Genomic DNA, 15,108 nt, shown 5'->3' on the forward strand with positions numbered 1-15,108 from the left:
ATGGAATTAGCTGTATTGAACACACAGGGACAGGAAACGGGTCGTAAGGTAGTTCTTTCCGATGCCGTCTTCGGCGTGGAGGCTAATGACCACGCTATCTACCTCGACGTGAAGCAGTATCTCGCTGACCAGCGTCAGGGTACGCACAAGTCGAAGCAGCGCAACGAGGTTGCCGGTTCGACGCGCAAGCTCAAGCGTCAGAAGGGCACCGGCGGCGCACGCTGCGGCAGCATCCTCTCGCCCCTCTTCCCGGGTGGCGGCCGCGTATTCGGTCCGGTACCGCGCGACTACAGCTTCAAGCTCAACAAGAAGCTCAAGCAGCTGGCCCGTCGCAGCGCCCTGACCTACAAGGCTCAGGCCGGCGCTATCTGCGTGCTGGAGAGCGTGAAGATGGATGCTCCGAAGACCAAGTCGGTCGTAGCGCTCACCGAGGCGCTGAAGGTTGCGGACAAGAAGGTCCTGCTCGTACTCCCCGAGACGAACGTCAACCTGCAGCTCTCGTGCCGCAACATCCCCAACGTACTCCCCGTACTGGCGCAGAACGTCTGCGCGTATGACGTGATGAACGCATCGGCCATCGTGATGGTGGAGGGTGCCGAGAACGTGTTGAACACTTTGTTAGCTTAAAATACGCAAGTTACCATGGAAATTATTATTAAGCCGGTTTTGACCGAGAAAATGACGATTCAGGGCGAAAAGTTGAATCGCTACGGTTTTATCGTTGACGTGCGGGCTAACAAGCTGCAGATTCGCAATGCCGTAGAGCAGATGTACAACGTCGTCGTAACGGACGTGAACACCGTGAACTACATGGGCAAGCTCAAGAGCCGTTATACGAAGGCAGGTCTTCTCGAGGGCCGCGCCAACAACTTCAAGAAGGCGATCGTCACCTTGAAGGACGGAGACAAGATCGATTTTTACAGTAATATCTAACGAAGATGGCAGTAAAAAAATTCAAGCCTGTTACCGCAGGTACAAGACATAAGATTATCGGCACGTTCGACGAGATTACCAAGTCGACGCCTGAAAAGTCGTTGTTGAGCCCCAAGAAGAGCACGGGCGGCCGTAACAGCTCCGGTAAGATGACGGTCCGCTACATCGGCGGAGGCCACAAGCAGATGTACCGCAACGTGGACTTCAAGCGCTCGAAGGACGGTATCGCCGCAACTGTGAAATCGATCGAGTACGACCCGAATCGTACTGCACGCATTGCACTCCTGGTATATGCCGACGGTGTGAAGAGCTACATCATCGCACCCAACGGACTCCAGGTGGGTCAGACCGTGATGAGCGGCGCAGGTGTCGCTCCCGAGGTCGGAAACACGCTCTTCCTGAGCGAAATCCCCCTGGGTACGGTGATCCACAACATCGAACTCTACCCCGGTCAGGGTGCCGCGATGGCACGTTCGGCCGGTTCCTACGCCCAGCTGCTGGCTCGTGAGGGCAAGTTCGCCGTCATCAAGCTGCCTTCGGGCGAGACTCGTATGGTACTCGTAACTTGCCGCGCTACGGTGGGTGTCGTGTCGAACCTCGACCACAGCCTCGAGAGCTCGGGCAAGGCCGGCCGCGAGCGCTGGCTCGGCCGTCGTCCCCGCAACCGCGGTGTCGTAATGAACCCGGTTGATCACCCGATGGGTGGTGGCGAAGGTCGTGCGTCGGGTGGTCACCCGCGTTCGCGCAAGGGTCTTCTGGCCAAGGGTTACAAGACCCGCAACCCGAAGAAGACTACTTCGAAATTCATTATCTCCAAGAAGAAAAAGTAATTAAAAAGAGTACATAATGAGCCGTTCATTAAAAAAAGGACCGTTTATCGACCCCAAGCTTGAGGCCAAGGTGGTAGCTCAGGCCGAAGGCAACAAGAAGTCGGTAATCAAGACATGGTCACGAGCAAGCATGATCTCCCCTGACTTCGTAGGTCAGACGATCGCCGTACACAACGGAAACAAGTTCATTCCGGTGTACGTTACCGAGAACATGGTAGGACACAAACTCGGCGAGTTCGCTCCTACGCGCAACTTCCGTGGTCACGCAGGTAACAAGAAAAAATAGGTAGAAAATGGGTGCAAGAAAAGCAATAAGAGCCGAAAAAATGAAGGCTGAAAAGAAGCAGAAGGCCATTGCCATTATGCGTGATTGCCCGACCTCTCCCCGTAAGATGCGCCTGGTGGCCGACATCATCCGCGGCGTGGAGATCAACAAGGCACTGGGCATCCTCCGTTACTCGAAGAAGGAGGCCTCGATCCGTATGGAGAAGCTCCTCAAGTCGGCGATCGCCAACTGGGAGGCCAAGAACGAAGGCGAGCGCCTCGAGGATACGAAGCTCTGCGTCAAGGAGGTATTCGTCGACGGCGGCCGCATGCTGAAGCGTATTCAGGCTGCGCCCCAGGGTCGCGCACACCGCATTCGCAAGCGTTCGAACCACGTGACGATCGTAGTTGACAAAATGGTAACCGTAGAAAACAAGTAAACAGAAGATGGGACAGAAAGTTAATCCGATAGCAAATCGTCTTGGTATCATCCGCGGTTGGGATTCCAACTGGTTCGGTGGCAAGGATTTCTCCGACAAGCTCGTCGAGGACGCCAAGATCCGCAAGTATCTGAACGTCCGTCTTCAGAAGGCGTCGATCTCGAAGATCATCATCGAGCGCACGCTCAAGCTGGTTACGGTGACCATCTCGACGGCCCGCCCGGGCATCATCATCGGCAAGGGCGGCCAGGAGGTCGACAAACTCAAGGAGGAGCTCAAGAAGCTCACCGGCAAGGATATTCAGATCAACATCTTCGAGGTGAAGCGTCCCGAGGTGGATGCCGTGATCGTGGGTCAGAACATCGCCCGCCAGCTCGAGGGCCGCGTGTCGTTCCGCCGTGCCGTGAAGACGGCCGTGGCATCGACCATGCGCATGGGCGCCGAGGGCATCAAGATCCAGGTTGCAGGACGTGTCGGCGGCGCCGAGATGGCCCGCACCGAGACGGTCAAGGAGGGACGTATTCCGCTGCACACGTTCCGTGCCGACATCGACTACTGCCTGACGGAGGCGCTCACGAAGGTGGGTATCCTCGGCGTGAAGGTGTGGATCTGCCAGGGCACGGTCTACGGCAAGCGCGACATCTTCGAGATCGCAGGTGCTTCGGCACAGGCTCCCTCGGGCGACCGCGGGGAGCGCGGCGAGCGCCGCGGCCGCGGAGACCGTCGCGGTGGCCGTCGTCGCGGCAACAAATAAGTAAGTAGGACCTTTTTAAAGCAGAACTAACATGTTACAGCCGAAAAAGACCAAATTTAGAAGAATGCAGAAAGGCCGTATGAAGGGTATCGCTCAAAGAGGTAACCAGCTTGCATACGGATCGTTCGCAATCAAGGCACTTGAATCGTCCTGGATCACAGGTCGTCAGATAGAGGCAGCACGTCAGGCCATTACCCGTTACATGAAGCGTGAGGGTCAGCTCTGGATCCGCATCTTCCCCGACAAACCCATCACGAAGAAGCCCGCCGAGGTGCGTATGGGTAAGGGTAAGGGTAATCCCGAAGGCTTCGTGGCACCCGTCACCCCCGGACGTATTCTCTTCGAGGCAGAGGGTGTGCCCCTGGCCGTAGCGCAGGAGGCGCTTCGCCTGGGTGCGCAGAAGCTGCCCATCACCACCAAGTTTATCGTAAGACGTGACTACGTCGAAACCACAATCTAACGGAACGAAGATGAAAAGTGCAGAAATCAGGGATATCGCCGTCAAGGACCTGCAGGAGCGCATCGAAACCGAGAAGGCGCAGCTCGCGAAGCTGAAGGTGCAGCACGCAGTCTCCCCCGTCGAGAACCCGTCGATCATTAAGAAAAACCGCAGAGACATAGCTCGCATGCTGACAATTCTGCGTCAAAAGAACGCCAAATAAGGAACAACTATGGAAAGAAATCTTAGAAAAGAGCGTATTGGGGTCGTTGTCAGCAACAAGATGGAGAAGACCATTGTGGTTGCAGTAGCCCGCAAGGTGAAGCATCCGATCTATGGCAAGTTCGTCAACAAGACGACCAAGTTCGTCGCCGAGTCGCTGGACGAAACCTGCAAGGAGGGCGATACCGTGCGCATCATGGAGACGCGTCCGCTGAGCAAGACGAAGCGTTGGAGATTAGTACAAATCATTGAAAGAGCCAAGTAATTATGATACAACAGGAAAGTAGACTCGTAGTAGCTGACAACAGCGGTGCCAAAGAGGTTCTTTGCATCCGGGTGCTTGGCGGCACGAAGCGTCGTTACGCATCCATCGGCGACAAGATCGTAGTCGCTGTCAAGAGCGCCTCTCCCTCGGGCGATGTCAAGAAGGGCGCCGTATCGAAAGCCGTCGTCGTAAGAACGACCAAGGAGATCAGACGTGCCAACGGTTCGTACATTCGTTTCGACGACAACGCCGTGGTGCTGCTCAACAACCAGGGTGAAATGCGCGGTACTCGTATATTCGGCCCCGTAGCTCGTGAGCTGCGCGACCAGTATATGAAGATTATCTCCCTTGCACCCGAAGTATTGTAATCATAAAAAACGATTTCGGATATGTCAGTGAAATTGCATATTAAGAAAGGGGATATGGTTCAGGTCATCGCCGGCGACAACAAAGGCAAGCAGGGCAAGGTCCTGAAGGTCGAGGTGTCGAAGCAGCGTGCCATCGTCGAGGGCGTGAACATCTGCAAGAAGGCCACCAAGCCCAATGCCCAGAATCCCCAGGGCGGTATCATCGAGAAGGAGGCGCCTATCCACGTTTCGAATCTCATGGTACTCGACCCCAAGAGCGGCAAGCCGACGAAGGTGGGCCGCAAGGCAGATGCCAAAGGTAAATTAGTTCGTTACGCTAAAAAGTCAGGGGAGGAGATCAAATAATGGCATACGTACCTACACTCAAGACACAGTATAAGGAGCAGATCGTTCCTGCCCTTATGAAGGAGTTTGGCTATTCGAGCATCATGCAGTGCCCGAAGCTCCTCAAGATCGTCATCAACCAGGGTATGGGTCAGGCCGTCGCCGACAAGAAGCTCATCGACGTGGCCCAGGCCGAGTTGACGCAGATCGCAGGCCAGAAGGCCGTCCAGACCCGTTCGCGCAAGGACATCTCGAACTTCAAGCTGCGTCGCGGCATGCCCATCGGCGTGCGTGTCACGCTGCGCGACACGAAGATGTACGAGTTCCTGCAGCGTCTGATCGCCGTGGCGCTGCCCCGTATCCGTGACTTCAAGGGTATCAACGAGAAGTTCGACGGCAAGGGCAACTACACCCTCGGTATCGCCGAGCAGATCATCTTCCCGGAGATCGACATCGACAAGATCACCAAGATTTTCGGTATGGAGATCACCTTCGTAACGACGGCCAGGACCGACGAGGAGGCCTATGCGCTGCTCCGCGAGTTCGGCCTCCCTTTCAAAAACGCTAAAAAGAACCAATAGTTATGGCAAAAGAGTCAATGAAGGCGCGCGAGGTGAAGCGTGAGAAGCTCGCAAAGCGTTACGCTCACAAGCGCGAGGAGATCGCCGCAAAGGTAAAGAGCGGTGAGATGGACCACGAGGAGGCCTGGATCGCCCTGTCGAAACTGCCCCGCAACTCGAATCCCATCCGCCAGCACAACCGTTGCAAGATCACGGGCCGTCCCAAGGGCTACATCCGCCTGTTCGGCATCAGCCGTATCCAGTTCCGCGAGATGGCCTCGAAGGGTCTGATCCCGGGCGTTACGAAGGCCAGCTGGTAACAACTTTCGCAGAGGCGGGGTCCGCCCCGCACTCTGTGATTGTCTCACACACAAGGTTCCGCATTCCGAGGGTGTAACAGCCTGTGGAAGGACCGGACGGCGGTTGCGCCGTGCGGGCTTTCGGAGGAATCGGGGCCGATACGGGTACTGAATCCGTGTAGATACGTCACAGTGTCGGGGAAAGTGCCGCCGCAAGCGGTAACTTCCCGATATGTGGGGCGTAGCGAAAGATCCGGTACTTGGTCGCAGATTTCCCGGGCTCCGCGGAGCCGCCGGGATTCGTCCGACGCCGCGCATGCGGCGCACGGGACCGGGGAGGGGTGGGCCCGCAGGGGTCATTCCTTTTCGTGTGCCGTCGGCGGGCGGAAAAACGGCGTGGCGCGGCGGGGTACGCGGGGATGCGGCAGCCGTTCCGGAGGTGCTCCGGAGGGCGTCGCGGACCGTGGAACGGGAGGATTTGCGCGGACAAATGTTGGCTGCGAAGGCATGCCGACATGGTCCGTATACCGCAAGTGGGGCTTAAAATGCTAAAAATTAGGCGCTAACTTGCTTTTTTATGAAATAATGCGTATATTTGCGCGCTTTAAGTTTAACCAAATCATTAATTTTTAACTTCTTATTCGTTATGACTGATCCTATTGCGGACTTTCTGACCAGAATTAGAAACGCAGTGAAAGCCAACCACAAGGTGGTTGAAGCTCCTGGCTCAAAAATTAAGCAGGAAATCACGAAGATTCTCTACGAGCAGGGTTACATCCTCGCTTACAAGTTCGACACCGACGAGAAGGGACACCCCTCGATCAAGATCGCGCTCAAGTGGGATGCCGCCACGAAGACCAACGCCATCAAGGACCTCAAGCGCGTCAGCCGCCCGGGTCTGCGCCGCTATGCCTCCGTATCGGACATGCCCCGCGTGCTGAACGGACTGGGAATCGCCATCGTGTCGACCTCGAAAGGTATCATGACCGACGCCAAGGCCCGCAAGGAGAACGTGGGCGGCGAGGTGCTGTGCTACATCTACTAATCGGAAATCATTAAACATCAACGCAATGTCAAGAATTGGTAAATTACCTGTAAACCTGCCCGCCGGCGTTACCGTAGAGGTTGCCGCCGACAATGTGGTAAGCGTGAAAGGGCCACTCGGGACGCTGAGTCAGAAGGTAGACTCGGACATCAAGGTAGAGGTCGGCACGCACAAGGACCCGCACACGGGAGCCGAGATTCCCGCCGTGCTCGTATCGCGTCCTACGAACCAGCCCCGCCACCGTTCGCTGCACGGTCTCTACCGCGCGCTGATCAACAACATGGTCATCGGTGTTTCGAAGGGTTATGAAATCAAGCAGGAGCTCGTCGGCGTCGGCTTCAAGGCCGAAGTCAAGGGCCAGGTGCTCGAAATGAGCCTCGGCTACTCGCACGACACCCACTTCCTGCTTCCCAAGGAGGTGACCGCCACCGCCGTTACGGAGAAGAAGGGCAACCCGATCGTGACGCTGAAGTCGATCGACAAGCAGCTCATCGGCCAGGTCGCCGCCAAGCTGCGCTCGCTGCGCAAGCCGGAGCCGTACAAGGGCAAGGGTATCAAGTTCGTCGGCGAACAGCTGCGTCGCAAGGCCGGCAAGTCGGCAGGTGCTAAATAGTGTAAAAGTCTGAAGTTATGTCACTGAACAAGATAGAAAGAAGAGAGAGGATCAAGATGCGTATCCGCAAGATCGTGAGCGGAACGCCCGCACAGCCTCGCATGACTGTATTCCGTAGCAACAAGCAGATCTACGTGCAGTTTATTGATGACCTCGCAGGTGTAACCCTGGCTACGGCCTCCTCGCTCGACAAGGAGGTTGCCGAGGCAGCCGCCGGCAAGACGAAGTGCGAGGTGGCAGCCCTCGTGGGCAAGCTGGCCGCCGAGCGTGCCGCCGCCAAAGGCATCACGGCCGTTGCCTTCGACCGTAACGGCTACCTGTATCACGGAAGAGTTAAACAGCTGGCCGAAGCAGCACGCGAAGGCGGACTTAAATTCTAAGCGATCATGTCAAATACCAACATAAAGAAAGTACGCACCAGCGACCTCGAGCTCAAGGACAGACTCGTAAGCATTCAGCGTGTTACCAAGGTAACCAAGGGAGGTCGCACCTTCAGTTTCTCGGCCATCGTCGTCGTGGGTAACGAGGACGGCGTCGTAGGCTACGGCCTGGGCAAGGCTTCGGAGGTTCAGGCCGCCATCGCCAAGGGCGTGGAGGATGCCAAGAAGAACCTGGTGAAGATCCCCGTCATCAAGGGTACGATTCCCCACAAGCAGGAGTATCGCTACGGCGGTTCGCTCGTGATGATCCGTCCGGCCGCTCCCGGTACGGGTATCATCGCCGGCGGTGCCATGCGTGCCGTGCTGGAGTCGCTGGGCATCAAGAACGTGCTCGCAAAGAGCAAGGGCTCGTCGAACCCCCACAACCTGGTGAAGGCTACCATCGGCGCCCTCTGCGAACTGCGTGACGCACGCAGCGTCGCCCAGCTGCGCGGCATCTCGATGGACAAGGTGTTTAACGGTTAATTCTCAACAAGCAATGGCAAGATTGAAAATCACCCAGGTGAAAAGCCGCATCGGCGCCACGGAGCGTCAGTGCAAGAACCTCGACGCGCTGGGCCTGAAGCGGATCAATGCCGTCGTCGAGCACGATGACTCGGCGATCATCAAGGGCATGATCGAGCGCGTGAAGCACCTGGTCAAGGTCGAGCAGGTCGCAAAATAAGTTTAACGGCTAACGGAATTTTTAAGCATGGAACTCAATAATCTCAAACCCGCAAAGGGTTCAACGCACCACGACAAGCGTATCGGCCGCGGTGCCGGTTCGGGACACGGTGGCACGGCCACCCGTGGTCACAAGGGTGCTCAGTCGCGTTCGGGTTACTCGCGCAAGCTGGGCTTCGAGGGCGGTCAGATGCCGCTGCAGCGTCGTCTTCCCAAGTTCGGTTTCACGAACCTGAAGAGAGTCGAATTCAAGGCCATCAACCTTTCGACGCTCGAGGAACTCGCAGCCAAGAAATCGCTCGCTGAGGTTACGTTCGATACGCTGGTGCAGGCCGGATTCGTCTCGTCGAACGACAAGGTGAAGATCCTGGGCAACGGCCAGCTGGCCAAAGCACTCGTCGTGAAGGCTCACGCATTCTCGAAGAGCGCCGAGGCTGCCATCACGGCCGCCGGCGGCAGTATCGAAAAACTGTAAGCAACCTTAGAACCCGAAAATTATGAATCAGTATCTCGTTGTTGGTATCGTCTTTTTAGTGGTCATCGCTCTTTTGGCGACCAACAAGAAATTGGTAGAAACGCTCAAGAACATCTACAAGATCGAGGAGCTGCGCAAGCGTGTGCTGTACACGATCGGGCTGCTGCTGGTCTACCGCTTGGGCTGTTTCGTTGTGATTCCGGGCATCAATCCCAACGCCCTGGGCGAGGGATCGGCTTACGCGGGTCAGTTGGAGGGCAACAGTCTTCTGGGACTGCTGGACGTCTTCTCTGGCGGTGCATTCGGTAATGCCGCCATCTTCGCGCTCGGAGTCATGCCGTACATCACCGCCTCGATCGTCATCCAGCTCATGGGCATGATGATCCCGTATTTCCAGAAAATGCAGAAGGAGGGTGAGAGCGGCCGCCGCAAGATGAATCAGTGGACAAGGTTGCTGACAATCGGTGTCCTGCTCCTTCAGGGCCCGGCCTACATCACCAACCTCTACCACCAGGCTTCCTCCGCCTTCGTCTACGGCAATTCGACGGGATTCGTCATGTATGCGACGACGATCCTCATCGCCGGCACCATGTTCATCATGTGGCTCGGTGAGAAGATCACGGACAAGGGTATCGGCAACGGTATCTCGCTCATCATCATGATCGGCATCGTGGCGCGTCTTCCGCACGCGCTGCTGGCCGAGGTCAACGCCCGCTTCCAGACGGCAACGGGCAGCGCCATCATGCTGATCCTCGAGCTGGTGCTCCTGTTCCTCGTCTTCATGGCGACGATCGCCCTCGTGCAGGCTGTCCGCAAGGTACCTGTGCAGTATGCCAAGCGTATCGTCGGGAACAAACAGTACGGCGGTGTACGTCAGTACATCCCGCTGAAGATGAATGCTGCGAACGTGATGCCGATCATCTTCGCGCAGGCTCTGATGTTCATCCCGGCGCTGTTTACCGGTACGGCCTTCGCGGCTGCCTTCAGCTCGATGACCGGTTTCTGGTACAACCTCACGCTGGCCGTGCTGGTAATCGCGTTCACGTACTTCTACACCGCGATTATCATCAACCCTCAAATGATGGCCGATGACATGAAGCGAAACGGCGGCTTCATCCCGGGCGTGAAACCCGGCAAGCAGACCGTGAACTACATCGACACCATCATGACGCGCATCACGCTTCCCGGATCGTTCTTCCTTGCCATCGTGGCCATCCTGCCGGCGCTGGCGATGAAGTTCCTGGGCATCCAGCAGTCGTTCGCCTACTTCTACGGCGGTACGTCGCTGCTGATCATGGTCGGCGTGGTGCTCGACACTCTCAAGCAGATAGAGAGCTACCTGTTGATGCGCCATTACGATGGTCTGATGAAGACCGGACGTATTCAGGGTCGTCATTAGGAAGTTTTCCGACAGAGAATCTTAGCGAAGAGAAATGATATATCTGAAGACAGACGAGGAGATCGAACTGCTCCGCGAGAACAACATCCTGGTGTCGCAGACGCTGGCCGAAGTGGGTCGCCACATCCGGCCCGGCGTCACGACCAAGGAGTTGGACCGCATTGCCGAGGATTTCATCCGCGCGCACGGGGCAGTTCCCGCTTTCCTCGGGTATGAGGGCTATCCGGCTTCGTTGTGTATTTCGGTAAACGAACAGGTAGTTCACGGTATCCCATCCTCGACGTGCGTCCTCAAGGAGGGCGACATCGTTTCGGTCGATTGCGGTACGTTTATGAAGGGGTTTGTTGGTGATTCGGCGTATACGTTCGCCGTGGGAGAGGTTGCCGAGGAGGTACGGCAGCTGATGGACGTCACCAAAGAGGCTCTTTATAAGGGTACCGAACAGGCGAAGGCCGGCAACCGCGTAGGCGACATTTCGGCCGCCGTGCAGGAGTATGCCGAGCGCTTCGGTTACGGCGTGGTCCGGGAATTGGAGGGACACGGTCTGGGTCGGAAAATGCACGAAGACCCGGGTGTACCCAATTACGGAGCGCGTGGCAGAGGGCCCCTGCTGAAGGAGGGCATGGTCATCTGCATCGAGCCCATGATCAACATGGGGACCAAAGCGGTGGTTTTCGAACGGGATGGCTGGACGGTCCGCACGCGCGACCGCAAACCGGCGGCGCACTACGAGTTCGCAGTGGCTGTCCGCCGCGGCGGCCCCGACGTGCTGACGGATTTCAGTATCATCGAACAGGCAATAAACAACTAAGACTCTATGGCAAAACAGGCTGCTATTGAAAGGGACGGGACGATCATCGAGGCCCTCTCGAACGCGATGTTCCGCGTCGAGCTGGACAACGGTCACGTGCTCACGGCCCATATCTCGGGAAAGATGCGCATGCACTACATCAAGATCCTTCCCGGAGATAAAGTGAAAGTGGAGATGACGCCCTACGATCTGACGAAGGGCCGTATCTCTTTCCGGTACAAATAACCTTAGATTGCTCGAAAATCATGAAAGTAAAGGCATCCATCAAGAAAAGAAGCGAGGATTGCAAGATTGTGAAGCGTAAGGGGAAACTCTACGTCATTTGCAAGAAGAATCCCAAGTTCAAAATGCGCCAGGGTTGATGGTTTTAACACAATTTCGTAAAAAAGTAAAAGAAGTAATATGGCACGTATAGTCGGTGTAGATTTACCGAAAAACAAGCGGGGCGAGATCGGCCTGACCTATATCTACGGTATCGGTCGCTCGACGGCCCGCAAGATCCTCGATGCCGCAGGCATCAGCTACGATCTCAAAGTTCAGGACTGGACGGACGACCAGGTCGGCGCGATTCGTGCGACGATCGCCGAGATGGGTATCAAGGTCGAGGGCGAATGCCGTTCGCTCGTTCAGCTCAACATCAAGCGACTGATGGATATCGGCTGCTACCGCGGCATCCGTCACCGTCTGGGACTTCCGGTTCGCGGACAGTCGACCAAGAACAACGCGCGTACCCGCAAGGGCCGCAAGAAGACGGTCGCAAACAAGAAAAAGGCAACAAAGTAATCTTTAGAGAATTATGGCAAAGAAAACTGGAACAGTCAAGAAGAAGGTTGTTAAGGTTGGTGCCGTGGGTAACGCCTACGTACACTCCACTTTCAACAACGTGATCATCACCATTACCAACGAGGTAGGTGACGTCATCAGCTGGTCGTCGGCCGGTAAGATGGGCTTCCGTGGTTCGAAGAAGAATACTCCGTATGCCGCACAGACGTCGGCCGCCGACTGCGCAAAGGTCGCTTACGACATGGGTCTGCGCAAGGTGAAGGTTTACGTCAAGGGTCCGGGTGCCGGCCGTGAGTCGGCCGTGCGCACCATCCACGGCGCAGGTATCGAGGTGATGGAGATCATCGACGTTACTCCGCTGCCGCACAACGGTTGTCGCGCTCCTAACCGCCGTCGCGTATAATTGCAGTCGAGGTTAAGGATAAATCAAGGATTTTTAATACGTAAAGACAATGGGAAAATACATAGGACCAAAATCGAAAATCGCCCGCAAGTTCGGCGAAGCTATTTACGGTGCCGACAAGGTGCTTGAGAAGCGCAACTTCCCTCCCGGACAGCACGGTCTGGCACGCAAGCGCAAGAAGGTGTCGGAGTACGGTACGCAGCTGAGCGAGAAGCAGAAGGCAAAGTATACGTACGGTCTGCTCGAGAAGCAGTTCTCGCGCACCTACGAGCAGGCTGCCCGCATGGGCGGTATCACGGGTGAGAACCTGCTGAAGCTGCTCGAGTGCCGTCTGGACAACGTTGTTTACCGCTTGGGTATCGCCCCGACGCGTGCAGCTGCCCGCCAGCTCGTTTCGCACTGCCACATCTGCGTGAACGGCAACGTCGTGAACATCCCCTCGTACTCGCTGCGTGCGGGCGACGTGGTGTCGGTTCGCGAGAAGTCGAAGAGCCTGGAGGTAATCACGGCATCTCTGGCCGGCTCGTCGAAGAGCCGCTACGCCTGGCTTGAGTGGGACGGCGCCACGATGAGCGGCCGCTTCCTGCAGAAGCCCGAGCGCGAGGAGATTCCCGAGAACATCAAGGAGCAGCTTATCGTCGAGTTGTACTCGAAGTAGTAATCAAACAAATTCGATATTATGGCAATATTAGCATTCCAGAAACCTGAAAAGGTTATAATGCTGGAGTCCACTTCGTCGTTCGGAAAGTTCGAATTCCGACCGCTGGAGCCCGGATTCGGCATGACTGTCGGTAACGCTTTGCGTCGTATTCTGCTCTCTTCGCTCGAGGGCTACGCGATCACGACTGTCAAGGTAGCCGGTGTCGATCACGAGTTTGCCGCTATCCCCGGAGTGATGGAGGATATGTTGAATATCATCCTCAGTCTGAAGCAGGTTCGTTTTATCCGCACAGTCGATAATCAGGATGCCGAAAAAGTATCCATTAACGTTGCGGGTGTTACGGAGCTGACTGCCGGATATATCTCGAATTATCTGTCGTTCTTCAAGGTGCTCAATCCGGACCTGGTGATCTGCCACCTGGCCCCGGGTACCAAGATGCAGATGACGCTCACGATCGGCAAGGGTCGCGGCTATGTTCCGGCCGAGGAGAATGCACCTGCCGAATGTGAGTTCGGTACGCTGCCGATCGACTCGATCTTCACGCCCATCAAGAACGTGAAGTACTCGATCGAGAACTACCGCGTCGAGCAGAAGACCGACTACGAGAAGTTGAATTTGGAAATTACTACCGACGGGTCGATTCACCCCAAGGAGGCTCTGAAGGAGGCCGCCAAGATTCTCATCCAGCACTTCATGCTCTTCTCGGACGAGAAGATCACGGTGAACATGGAGGAGACGAACGGCGCCGAGGAGTTCGATGAGGATGTGCTCCACATGCGCCAGCTGCTGAAGACGAAGCTCTCGGATCAGGACCTTTCGGTCCGCGCCCTGAACTGTCTGAAGGCTGCCGACGTCGATACGGTGGGCGATCTGGTGAAGCTCAACCGCAACGACCTGCTGAAGTTCCGCAACTTCGGCAAGAAGTCGCTCACGGAACTCGACGAGCTGCTTGCCTCCCTGAACCTGAAGTTCGGTATGGACGTATCAATCTACAAACTTGACAAAGATTAATTTATGAGACACAATAAGAATTTCAACCACCTCGGCCGTCAGGCGGGACACCGCAAGGCGATGCTTTCGAACATGGCCTCGTCGCTGATTCTGCACAAGCGCATCGAGACGACGCTCGCGAAAGCCAAGGCCGTTCGTATGTTCGTGGAGCCTCTGGTGACCAAGTCGAAGGAGGACACGACCCACTCGCGCCGCGTCGTATTCTCGTACCTCAAGCAGAAGGAGGCCGTGACGGAGCTCTTCCGCACGATCGCTCCGAAGATTGCCGAGCGTCCGGGCGGTTATACGCGCATCCTGAAGACGGGCTTCCGTCTGGGTGACGCCGCCGATATGTGCATCATCGAGTTCGTGGACTTCAACGAGGCCTATACGCTGGGCATCACGCCCGCCGCTGCGGAGGCGAAGCCCAAGACGCGCCGTTCGCGCAAGAGCGCCGCAAAGAAGACGGACGCTGTCGAGGATGCCACGGTAGTCGAGGGCGAGAAGAAGGCCCCGAAGAACGTCGCTCCGAAGGCTGCTGCCGCCAAGAGTGCCGCTCCGAAGGTAGCCAAGAAGACCAACGTCGGCAAGAAGATGTAATTCGGCCCGGGGCCGAGCAGGGGAGGGGAAGGCAGATTGAAAGGCTGTTTTCTCTCCGTGCAGGTCCTGTGACTGAACGGTTCGGTGGTGCGGGCGATCCGCATCATCGTTGGAAATCCCCGGATGGATGGTACGTGAGTACTCCGGTAATGATGCCAAAAGTGGTTGGTGGTATAAGATGTAACCGACATACTATTTGGCAGTTATAAGGATAAAACAGAGATTAGTAGAAACCGGTTTCTACTAATCTCTGTTTTTATGTCAAAGAAACGAAAAATACGATGTCCTCATTGCGGCTTTTTAGAGACCATAAAATGGGGTACTCGAAGCGGATACACCCGCTATTGTTGTAAGAATTGTGGCAGCTATTTTACGGATCGTCGAGTTTGGATTTCCGATAAAAACAAGTTTATATGGTTCGCGCGTTGGGTTCGCGGCAAACAGCGTATTTGTGACCTTGCGAGTGAGAGCGGATACAGCGAACGCACTCTGAAAAGATACTTCTATCGGCTCTTGCCCCAGTGTCC

At 56.2% G+C, this 15,108-nt stretch carries 29 protein-coding genes; 28 read left to right on the forward strand and 1 reads right to left on the reverse strand.

Features of this window, described 5'->3' with window-relative positions; all coding sequences use genetic code 11:
* The 28 genes from rplD (at position 1) to rplQ (ending at position 14,581) form a co-directional block, all read left to right on the forward strand.
* Positions 1 to 627: a 50S ribosomal protein L4 gene (gene rplD, locus Q1Y33_RS02060; RefSeq protein ID WP_300797763.1), complete on the forward strand. Its 627-nt coding sequence runs from the start codon at positions 1 to 3 to the stop codon at positions 625 to 627.
* Between the two features lie 15 nt (positions 628 to 642).
* The gene (gene rplW / locus Q1Y33_RS02065; protein ID WP_018696467.1) at positions 643 to 933 is read left to right on the forward strand and encodes a 50S ribosomal protein L23; all 291 of its coding nucleotides are present in this window, start codon (positions 643 to 645) and stop codon (positions 931 to 933) included.
* Positions 934 to 938: 5 nt separating this feature from the next.
* Positions 939 to 1,763, forward strand: a complete 825-nt coding sequence (gene rplB, locus Q1Y33_RS02070; RefSeq protein WP_296111982.1) for a 50S ribosomal protein L2 — start codon at positions 939 to 941, stop codon at positions 1,761 to 1,763.
* 16 nt (positions 1,764 to 1,779) lie between these two features.
* Positions 1,780 to 2,049, forward strand: coding sequence for a 30S ribosomal protein S19 (gene rpsS, locus Q1Y33_RS02075; RefSeq protein ID WP_009597568.1), 270 nt, complete (start codon positions 1,780 to 1,782; stop codon positions 2,047 to 2,049).
* A gap of 7 nt (positions 2,050 to 2,056) precedes the next feature.
* The gene (rplV, locus tag Q1Y33_RS02080) at positions 2,057 to 2,467 is read left to right on the forward strand and encodes a 50S ribosomal protein L22 (RefSeq protein WP_300797767.1); all 411 of its coding nucleotides are present in this window, start codon (positions 2,057 to 2,059) and stop codon (positions 2,465 to 2,467) included.
* Between the two features lie 7 nt (positions 2,468 to 2,474).
* A complete protein-coding gene (rpsC, locus tag Q1Y33_RS02085; protein WP_300797769.1) occupies positions 2,475 to 3,221 on the forward strand; it encodes a 30S ribosomal protein S3 in 747 nt (248 codons plus the stop codon).
* Between the two features lie 31 nt (positions 3,222 to 3,252).
* A complete protein-coding gene (gene rplP, locus Q1Y33_RS02090; RefSeq protein WP_295907929.1) occupies positions 3,253 to 3,681 on the forward strand; it encodes a 50S ribosomal protein L16 in 429 nt (142 codons plus the stop codon).
* A 10-nt stretch (positions 3,682 to 3,691) separates the two neighbouring features.
* Entirely contained in the window at positions 3,692 to 3,883 is a 192-nt protein-coding gene (gene rpmC, locus Q1Y33_RS02095) for a 50S ribosomal protein L29 (protein WP_300797772.1), read from the forward strand.
* Between the two features lie 9 nt (positions 3,884 to 3,892).
* On the forward strand, positions 3,893 to 4,147 hold the full coding sequence (rpsQ, locus tag Q1Y33_RS02100) for a 30S ribosomal protein S17 (RefSeq protein WP_009597655.1): 255 nt from the start codon (positions 3,893 to 3,895) through the stop codon (positions 4,145 to 4,147).
* 2 nt (positions 4,148 to 4,149) lie between these two features.
* Positions 4,150 to 4,515 (forward strand): 50S ribosomal protein L14, encoded by a 366-nt coding sequence (rplN, locus tag Q1Y33_RS02105; RefSeq protein ID WP_087311260.1) that lies wholly within the window; start codon positions 4,150 to 4,152, stop codon positions 4,513 to 4,515.
* Between the two features lie 21 nt (positions 4,516 to 4,536).
* Entirely contained in the window at positions 4,537 to 4,860 is a 324-nt protein-coding gene (gene rplX, locus Q1Y33_RS02110) for a 50S ribosomal protein L24 (RefSeq protein ID WP_295907937.1), read from the forward strand.
* Entirely contained in the window at positions 4,860 to 5,420 is a 561-nt protein-coding gene (rplE, locus tag Q1Y33_RS02115) for a 50S ribosomal protein L5 (RefSeq protein ID WP_300797774.1), read from the forward strand. The genes rplX and rplE overlap by 1 nt, the downstream gene beginning before the upstream one ends.
* Before the next feature lie 2 nt (positions 5,421 to 5,422).
* The gene (gene rpsN / locus Q1Y33_RS02120) at positions 5,423 to 5,719 is read left to right on the forward strand and encodes a 30S ribosomal protein S14 (RefSeq protein WP_022307370.1); all 297 of its coding nucleotides are present in this window, start codon (positions 5,423 to 5,425) and stop codon (positions 5,717 to 5,719) included.
* A gap of 625 nt (positions 5,720 to 6,344) precedes the next feature.
* Positions 6,345 to 6,743: a 30S ribosomal protein S8 gene (gene rpsH / locus Q1Y33_RS02125; RefSeq protein WP_300797776.1), complete on the forward strand. Its 399-nt coding sequence runs from the start codon at positions 6,345 to 6,347 to the stop codon at positions 6,741 to 6,743.
* 25 nt (positions 6,744 to 6,768) lie between these two features.
* Positions 6,769 to 7,356: a 50S ribosomal protein L6 gene (gene rplF / locus Q1Y33_RS02130; protein WP_300797778.1), complete on the forward strand. Its 588-nt coding sequence runs from the start codon at positions 6,769 to 6,771 to the stop codon at positions 7,354 to 7,356.
* A 17-nt stretch (positions 7,357 to 7,373) separates the two neighbouring features.
* Positions 7,374 to 7,736 carry a 50S ribosomal protein L18 gene (rplR, locus tag Q1Y33_RS02135; protein ID WP_300797780.1) on the forward strand — a complete coding sequence of 121 codons (363 nt, stop codon included), beginning with the start codon at positions 7,374 to 7,376 and terminating at the stop codon, positions 7,734 to 7,736.
* A 6-nt stretch (positions 7,737 to 7,742) separates the two neighbouring features.
* A complete protein-coding gene (rpsE, locus tag Q1Y33_RS02140; protein WP_300797782.1) occupies positions 7,743 to 8,261 on the forward strand; it encodes a 30S ribosomal protein S5 in 519 nt (172 codons plus the stop codon).
* Positions 8,262 to 8,274: 13 nt separating this feature from the next.
* Positions 8,275 to 8,460 (forward strand): 50S ribosomal protein L30, encoded by a 186-nt coding sequence (gene rpmD / locus Q1Y33_RS02145; protein ID WP_295907959.1) that lies wholly within the window; start codon positions 8,275 to 8,277, stop codon positions 8,458 to 8,460.
* Between the two features lie 27 nt (positions 8,461 to 8,487).
* Positions 8,488 to 8,934 carry a 50S ribosomal protein L15 gene (rplO, locus tag Q1Y33_RS02150; protein WP_300797785.1) on the forward strand — a complete coding sequence of 149 codons (447 nt, stop codon included), beginning with the start codon at positions 8,488 to 8,490 and terminating at the stop codon, positions 8,932 to 8,934.
* 22 nt (positions 8,935 to 8,956) lie between these two features.
* Positions 8,957 to 10,333, forward strand: coding sequence for a preprotein translocase subunit SecY (gene secY, locus Q1Y33_RS02155; protein ID WP_300797787.1), 1,377 nt, complete (start codon positions 8,957 to 8,959; stop codon positions 10,331 to 10,333).
* A 34-nt stretch (positions 10,334 to 10,367) separates the two neighbouring features.
* Entirely contained in the window at positions 10,368 to 11,144 is a 777-nt protein-coding gene (map, locus tag Q1Y33_RS02160; protein ID WP_300797789.1) for a type I methionyl aminopeptidase, read from the forward strand.
* Between the two features lie 6 nt (positions 11,145 to 11,150).
* Positions 11,151 to 11,369 (forward strand): translation initiation factor IF-1, encoded by a 219-nt coding sequence (gene infA / locus Q1Y33_RS02165; RefSeq protein WP_009597667.1) that lies wholly within the window; start codon positions 11,151 to 11,153, stop codon positions 11,367 to 11,369.
* A gap of 20 nt (positions 11,370 to 11,389) precedes the next feature.
* A complete protein-coding gene (gene ykgO / locus Q1Y33_RS02170) occupies positions 11,390 to 11,506 on the forward strand; it encodes a type B 50S ribosomal protein L36 (RefSeq protein WP_010262443.1) in 117 nt (38 codons plus the stop codon).
* A gap of 40 nt (positions 11,507 to 11,546) precedes the next feature.
* The gene (gene rpsM, locus Q1Y33_RS02175; RefSeq protein ID WP_295907969.1) at positions 11,547 to 11,927 is read left to right on the forward strand and encodes a 30S ribosomal protein S13; all 381 of its coding nucleotides are present in this window, start codon (positions 11,547 to 11,549) and stop codon (positions 11,925 to 11,927) included.
* A 13-nt stretch (positions 11,928 to 11,940) separates the two neighbouring features.
* Positions 11,941 to 12,330: a 30S ribosomal protein S11 gene (rpsK, locus tag Q1Y33_RS02180; protein ID WP_022307380.1), complete on the forward strand. Its 390-nt coding sequence runs from the start codon at positions 11,941 to 11,943 to the stop codon at positions 12,328 to 12,330.
* A gap of 49 nt (positions 12,331 to 12,379) precedes the next feature.
* Positions 12,380 to 12,988, forward strand: coding sequence for a 30S ribosomal protein S4 (gene rpsD / locus Q1Y33_RS02185; RefSeq protein ID WP_295907972.1), 609 nt, complete (start codon positions 12,380 to 12,382; stop codon positions 12,986 to 12,988).
* Between the two features lie 21 nt (positions 12,989 to 13,009).
* The gene (locus Q1Y33_RS02190) at positions 13,010 to 14,002 is read left to right on the forward strand and encodes a DNA-directed RNA polymerase subunit alpha (protein WP_300797792.1); all 993 of its coding nucleotides are present in this window, start codon (positions 13,010 to 13,012) and stop codon (positions 14,000 to 14,002) included.
* Between the two features lie 3 nt (positions 14,003 to 14,005).
* Complete coding sequence (gene rplQ, locus Q1Y33_RS02195) at positions 14,006 to 14,581, forward strand: 50S ribosomal protein L17 (RefSeq protein ID WP_300797793.1); 576 nt, start codon at positions 14,006 to 14,008, stop codon at positions 14,579 to 14,581.
* A gap of 300 nt (positions 14,582 to 14,881) precedes the next feature.
* Here the strand turns inward: rplQ and Q1Y33_RS02200 are convergent.
* A partial coding sequence (locus Q1Y33_RS02200) for a hypothetical protein (RefSeq protein ID WP_300797795.1) occupies positions 14,882 to 15,108 on the reverse strand: 227 nt, incomplete at its 5' end.

Source organism: uncultured Alistipes sp., from assembly GCF_949296715.1.
Classification (GTDB): Bacteria; Bacteroidota; Bacteroidia; order Bacteroidales; family Rikenellaceae; genus Alistipes.

Excerpts from the sequence above, each read along its gene's own strand:
- rplD (WP_300797763.1), top strand. The coding sequence starts at position 1 with ATGGAATTAGCTGTATTGAACACACAGGGACAGGAAACGGGTCGTAAG.
- rplW (WP_018696467.1), top strand. The coding sequence starts at position 643 with ATGGAAATTATTATTAAGCCGGTTTTGACCGAGAAAATGACGATTCAG.
- rplB (WP_296111982.1), top strand. The coding sequence starts at position 939 with ATGGCAGTAAAAAAATTCAAGCCTGTTACCGCAGGTACAAGACATAAG.
- rpsS (WP_009597568.1), top strand. The coding sequence starts at position 1,780 with ATGAGCCGTTCATTAAAAAAAGGACCGTTTATCGACCCCAAGCTTGAG.
- rplV (WP_300797767.1), top strand. The coding sequence starts at position 2,057 with ATGGGTGCAAGAAAAGCAATAAGAGCCGAAAAAATGAAGGCTGAAAAG.
- rpsC (WP_300797769.1), top strand. The coding sequence starts at position 2,475 with ATGGGACAGAAAGTTAATCCGATAGCAAATCGTCTTGGTATCATCCGC.
- rplP (WP_295907929.1), top strand. The coding sequence starts at position 3,253 with ATGTTACAGCCGAAAAAGACCAAATTTAGAAGAATGCAGAAAGGCCGT.
- rpmC (WP_300797772.1), top strand. The coding sequence starts at position 3,692 with ATGAAAAGTGCAGAAATCAGGGATATCGCCGTCAAGGACCTGCAGGAG.
- rpsQ (WP_009597655.1), top strand. The coding sequence starts at position 3,893 with ATGGAAAGAAATCTTAGAAAAGAGCGTATTGGGGTCGTTGTCAGCAAC.
- rplN (WP_087311260.1), top strand. The coding sequence starts at position 4,150 with ATGATACAACAGGAAAGTAGACTCGTAGTAGCTGACAACAGCGGTGCC.
- rplX (WP_295907937.1), top strand. The coding sequence starts at position 4,537 with ATGTCAGTGAAATTGCATATTAAGAAAGGGGATATGGTTCAGGTCATC.
- rplE (WP_300797774.1), top strand. The coding sequence starts at position 4,860 with ATGGCATACGTACCTACACTCAAGACACAGTATAAGGAGCAGATCGTT.
- rpsN (WP_022307370.1), top strand. The coding sequence starts at position 5,423 with ATGGCAAAAGAGTCAATGAAGGCGCGCGAGGTGAAGCGTGAGAAGCTC.
- rpsH (WP_300797776.1), top strand. The coding sequence starts at position 6,345 with ATGACTGATCCTATTGCGGACTTTCTGACCAGAATTAGAAACGCAGTG.
- rplF (WP_300797778.1), top strand. The coding sequence starts at position 6,769 with ATGTCAAGAATTGGTAAATTACCTGTAAACCTGCCCGCCGGCGTTACC.
- rplR (WP_300797780.1), top strand. The coding sequence starts at position 7,374 with ATGTCACTGAACAAGATAGAAAGAAGAGAGAGGATCAAGATGCGTATC.
- rpsE (WP_300797782.1), top strand. The coding sequence starts at position 7,743 with ATGTCAAATACCAACATAAAGAAAGTACGCACCAGCGACCTCGAGCTC.
- rpmD (WP_295907959.1), top strand. The coding sequence starts at position 8,275 with ATGGCAAGATTGAAAATCACCCAGGTGAAAAGCCGCATCGGCGCCACG.
- rplO (WP_300797785.1), top strand. The coding sequence starts at position 8,488 with ATGGAACTCAATAATCTCAAACCCGCAAAGGGTTCAACGCACCACGAC.
- secY (WP_300797787.1), top strand. The coding sequence starts at position 8,957 with ATGAATCAGTATCTCGTTGTTGGTATCGTCTTTTTAGTGGTCATCGCT.
- map (WP_300797789.1), top strand. The coding sequence starts at position 10,368 with ATGATATATCTGAAGACAGACGAGGAGATCGAACTGCTCCGCGAGAAC.
- infA (WP_009597667.1), top strand. The coding sequence starts at position 11,151 with ATGGCAAAACAGGCTGCTATTGAAAGGGACGGGACGATCATCGAGGCC.
- ykgO (WP_010262443.1), top strand. The coding sequence starts at position 11,390 with ATGAAAGTAAAGGCATCCATCAAGAAAAGAAGCGAGGATTGCAAGATT.
- rpsM (WP_295907969.1), top strand. The coding sequence starts at position 11,547 with ATGGCACGTATAGTCGGTGTAGATTTACCGAAAAACAAGCGGGGCGAG.
- rpsK (WP_022307380.1), top strand. The coding sequence starts at position 11,941 with ATGGCAAAGAAAACTGGAACAGTCAAGAAGAAGGTTGTTAAGGTTGGT.
- rpsD (WP_295907972.1), top strand. The coding sequence starts at position 12,380 with ATGGGAAAATACATAGGACCAAAATCGAAAATCGCCCGCAAGTTCGGC.
- Q1Y33_RS02190 (WP_300797792.1), top strand. The coding sequence starts at position 13,010 with ATGGCAATATTAGCATTCCAGAAACCTGAAAAGGTTATAATGCTGGAG.
- rplQ (WP_300797793.1), top strand. The coding sequence starts at position 14,006 with ATGAGACACAATAAGAATTTCAACCACCTCGGCCGTCAGGCGGGACAC.